Raw genomic sequence first — 3,172 nt, 5'->3', positions numbered from 1 at the left:
CCCCCCCCCCCCCCCCCCCCCCCCCCCCCCCGCGTCTGTTTCCGGCCCGCTTCGCTACGGGCAGCACTCGGCGCACTACGGCCCGCTTCCGGAGTGTCCGTGCGCCGGTCAGCGCGCGGGCCCGCGCCCCCGGGTCTTCCTGTTCGGCGTGGGTGCGGTGGCCCGGGCCCGGCCGGTCCGCCCGGGCGCTGTTCGCGGCGCTGAGCGGGGGCGCGTCCGTACCCGGCCAGTGAAGCGCCCGTGTGGGCGGGTCGCGGGAATCTGTCTCAGATGTGTGGCGGTCATCACAGGAGTGCGGTGAAATATCCGGGGAGGCTTTCCCCGTTTGCATACTCGTACGACGAAGTGGGGAGGCATTCCCCACTTCCTGGACGGGACGACGGCCGGTGACCGGCGAGGAGGCCCCATGAGCGCATCACACGCCGCCGGCGTGACGGCGAGCGGCGGACTCCGTGCCGACGCCGCCCGCAACCGGGACCGCATCGTGGCCGCCGCTCGCGAGGTCTTCGCGGCCGAGGGGCAGAAGGCCCCGCTCGACGAGATCGCACGCAGCGCCGGGGTCGGCAACGCCACCCTCTACCGGCACTTCCCGACCCGCCGCGACCTGGTGGTCGCGGTGGTGCGCGACGTGTCGGAACGCGCCGCAGACCGGGCCGAGGAGGCGCTCGCCGCCGGGGTCGACCCGTTCGAGGCGCTGCGCGGACTCTTCCTCGCCGGCGTCGAGGAGAAGGTCGGCGTCATGTGCACCATGCTCGGCACCGCCGACGGCGACCCCGGCCGCCGCGCCGCGGGGGACCGCCTCACCCAGGTGGTGGAGCGCCTGGTCCTGCGCGCCCGCTCCACGGGCACCCTCCGCGCGGACGTCACCGCCGGAGACGTCCTACTGGCCATCGGCCGCCTCACCAGACCGCTGCCGGACGGTTCCGAGTGTCGCCTCGACGGCGACCTGGTCCGCAGACAGCTGCTGATCTTCCTCGACGGGCTGCGCGCCCCCGCCGCCACCGAACTGCCGGGGACCGGCCCGTCGGTGGCCGACCTGCGGCGCGTACCCGCCGGCCTGAGTTAGCCGGCCGCACGGACTGTCGGCCCGCCTCGTGGGCCGATCGGGGCTCAGCCCCACCCCCGCACGGCGCGGTCGCCCGACCGCGCACCCCCGCCGGGACAGCCGCACCGCAGCGACCCGGTCGGAGCGCAGACGTGTACCCGACGTCAGCGGCTGTCGATCCGGCGGCACGGTCATGTGCCACCCGCACATGACGTGCCGCAGGCACCACCCGCACCGCCCGAACGAAGCGCACCGCGCGGCACGCCGGGTACCGGCAGAACCGGTACCCGGCGACGCGGTCGCCGTCCGCAGCACGACCGAACGCACAGCTGGCCGACAGCACGACAGCACGGCAGCACGAACGGAACACGCAGCACAGCAGCACAGCGCACCAACGGAACACAGCAGCACGGCAGTACCGAACCGCCCCCCGACAACCGCCCGACCGACCGCCGGACCCGGCCGCCCGCTCCGGGTCCACCCCCCCGTCCAGCGACGTCTTCCCCGACAAGGTGGCAGCCCATGTCCCGAGCGCTCGACAGCGCCGCTCACTCACCACCGCAGCGCCCCGCGACCCCGCGACGGCGTGTTCTCGTCCCGCTCACGGTGGCCCAGCTGATGGTGGTGCTGGCCTCGACCATCGTGATCGTCACCCTGCCCTCCCTCCAGGCCGACCTCGGCATCGCCGACGCCGACCGCCAGTGGGTCCTCACCGCCTACGCCCTCGCCTTCGGCGGACTGCTCCTCGTCGGCGGCCGGGTCGCCGAACTCCTCGGACGGCGGAACGCGCTGGTCCTCGGCGTCATCGGCTTCGCCCTCGCGTCGGTGCTCGGTGGACTGGCGACGACCGCGGCCACCCTCTTCGCCGCCCGCGCGGGCCAGGGCGTCTTCGGCGCACTCCTGGCGCCGGCCGCCTTCGCCCTGCTCTCGGCGCTCTTCGCCGACGTGCGCGACCGCGGCAGGGCCTTCGCCGTGCACGCCGCTCTCGTCGGTATCGGCGGCGTGCTCGGCCTGATGCTCGGCGGCGCGTTGACGCAGTTCCTCGGCTGGCGGTGGACGTTCTTCGTCAACGTGCCGCTGGCCGCGGTCGCCCTGATCGCGGTTGCCCTCACCCGGCTGCCCGCCGTCTCGTCCGGCGCCGCGCCCCGGATCGACCTCCCCGGCGCCGTCGCTTGGGCGGTGGGACTCTTCGCGCTGGTCGGCGGCGTCACCCGCGCCGGCTCCCACGGCTGGACCGACGCCGGAGTGCTCGCCTCGCTGCTGGCGGCGGCCATGCTGCTGGCGGCCTTCGCCCGCCGGCAGGTTCGCACGCCGGGCGGACTGCTCCCGCCGCGTGTCGTGCTGGACCGGAACCGTGCAGGGGCCGTCCTGGTGGTCGCCCTCGCCGCCGCGGCGCTGTTCGGCGTCTTCCTGATGATGACCTTCTACCTGCAGTCGGTGAAGGGGTACCAGCCCGTGCTGGCGGGGCTCGCGTTCCTGCCGATGAGTGTCGGTGTGATCATCGGGTCGACACAGGTGGCTTCGTGGACACTCGCCCGGCTCTCGCCGCGCGCCGTGATGGTGCCCGGCCTGCTCGCCGCGGCCATGGCCATGCTGATGTTCACCCAGCTCGAAGCCGACAGCTCCTACATGGGGTTGCTGCTGCCCGCCCAGCTCGCTCTCGGGATGGGCATGGGCACGGTCTTCATGGTCGCCGTGCACATGGCCACCTCCGGCGTCCGCTCCGGTCACACCGGCGTCGCCTCGGCGCTGGTCACCAGCTCGCAGCAGATCGGCGGCGCCCTCGGCGTCGCGTTGCTGGGGACGGTGGCGGTCTCCAGCACCGCCGGCCGGTTCGGCGGCAGCGACTCGCTGCTGACCGCCTCGCCCGAGGCGACCGTCGGCGGATTCGCCACGGCCGCCTGGTGGGGGCTGGGCGCCGTGCTGCTGGCGGTCGCCGCGGCCTCGGCGCTCGTCAGCAACCGCGCGCCGCAGCCGTACGTGGCCGGCGGCAGCGCGGTCGCCGCCACCGGGCACGGCCGCCCGGTGCACCTGGGGGACGACGACACCTCCTCCGTGGCGCTCGCCCACTGAGTCCGCCGCCGCTCGCGTCCGACGCACGCCGCCGTCCCGCCTCCCGGGTGGGAC

2 protein-coding genes are annotated in these 3,172 nt (G+C 74.8%); both read left to right on the top strand.

The features are described from left to right. Positions 1 to 406: 406 nt before the first annotated feature. Positions 407 to 1,066 (top strand): TetR/AcrR family transcriptional regulator, encoded by a 660-nt coding sequence (locus HCJ92_RS23285; RefSeq protein WP_167935586.1) that lies wholly within the window; start codon positions 407 to 409, stop codon positions 1,064 to 1,066. A 501-nt stretch (positions 1,067 to 1,567) separates the two neighbouring features. Further along, on the top strand, positions 1,568 to 3,118 hold the full coding sequence (locus HCJ92_RS23280; protein ID WP_167935585.1) for an MFS transporter: 1,551 nt from the start codon (positions 1,568 to 1,570) through the stop codon (positions 3,116 to 3,118). Positions 3,119 to 3,172: the final 54 nt, after the last annotated feature.

The sequence above is a fragment of the Streptomyces spiramenti genome (assembly GCF_012034385.1).
Taxonomy (GTDB): domain Bacteria; phylum Actinomycetota; class Actinomycetes; order Streptomycetales; family Streptomycetaceae; genus Streptomyces; species Streptomyces spiramenti.
The sequence above is the reverse complement of the archived record's forward strand: the minus strand, read 5'-3'. Positions and strand labels throughout refer to the sequence as shown.

Bases quoted from the DNA above. Each gene is read 5' to 3' on its own strand.
- HCJ92_RS23285 (WP_167935586.1), top strand. From the start codon at position 407: ATGAGCGCATCACACGCCGCCGGCGTGACGGCGAGCGGCGGACTCCGT.
- HCJ92_RS23280 (WP_167935585.1), top strand. From the start codon at position 1,568: ATGTCCCGAGCGCTCGACAGCGCCGCTCACTCACCACCGCAGCGCCCC.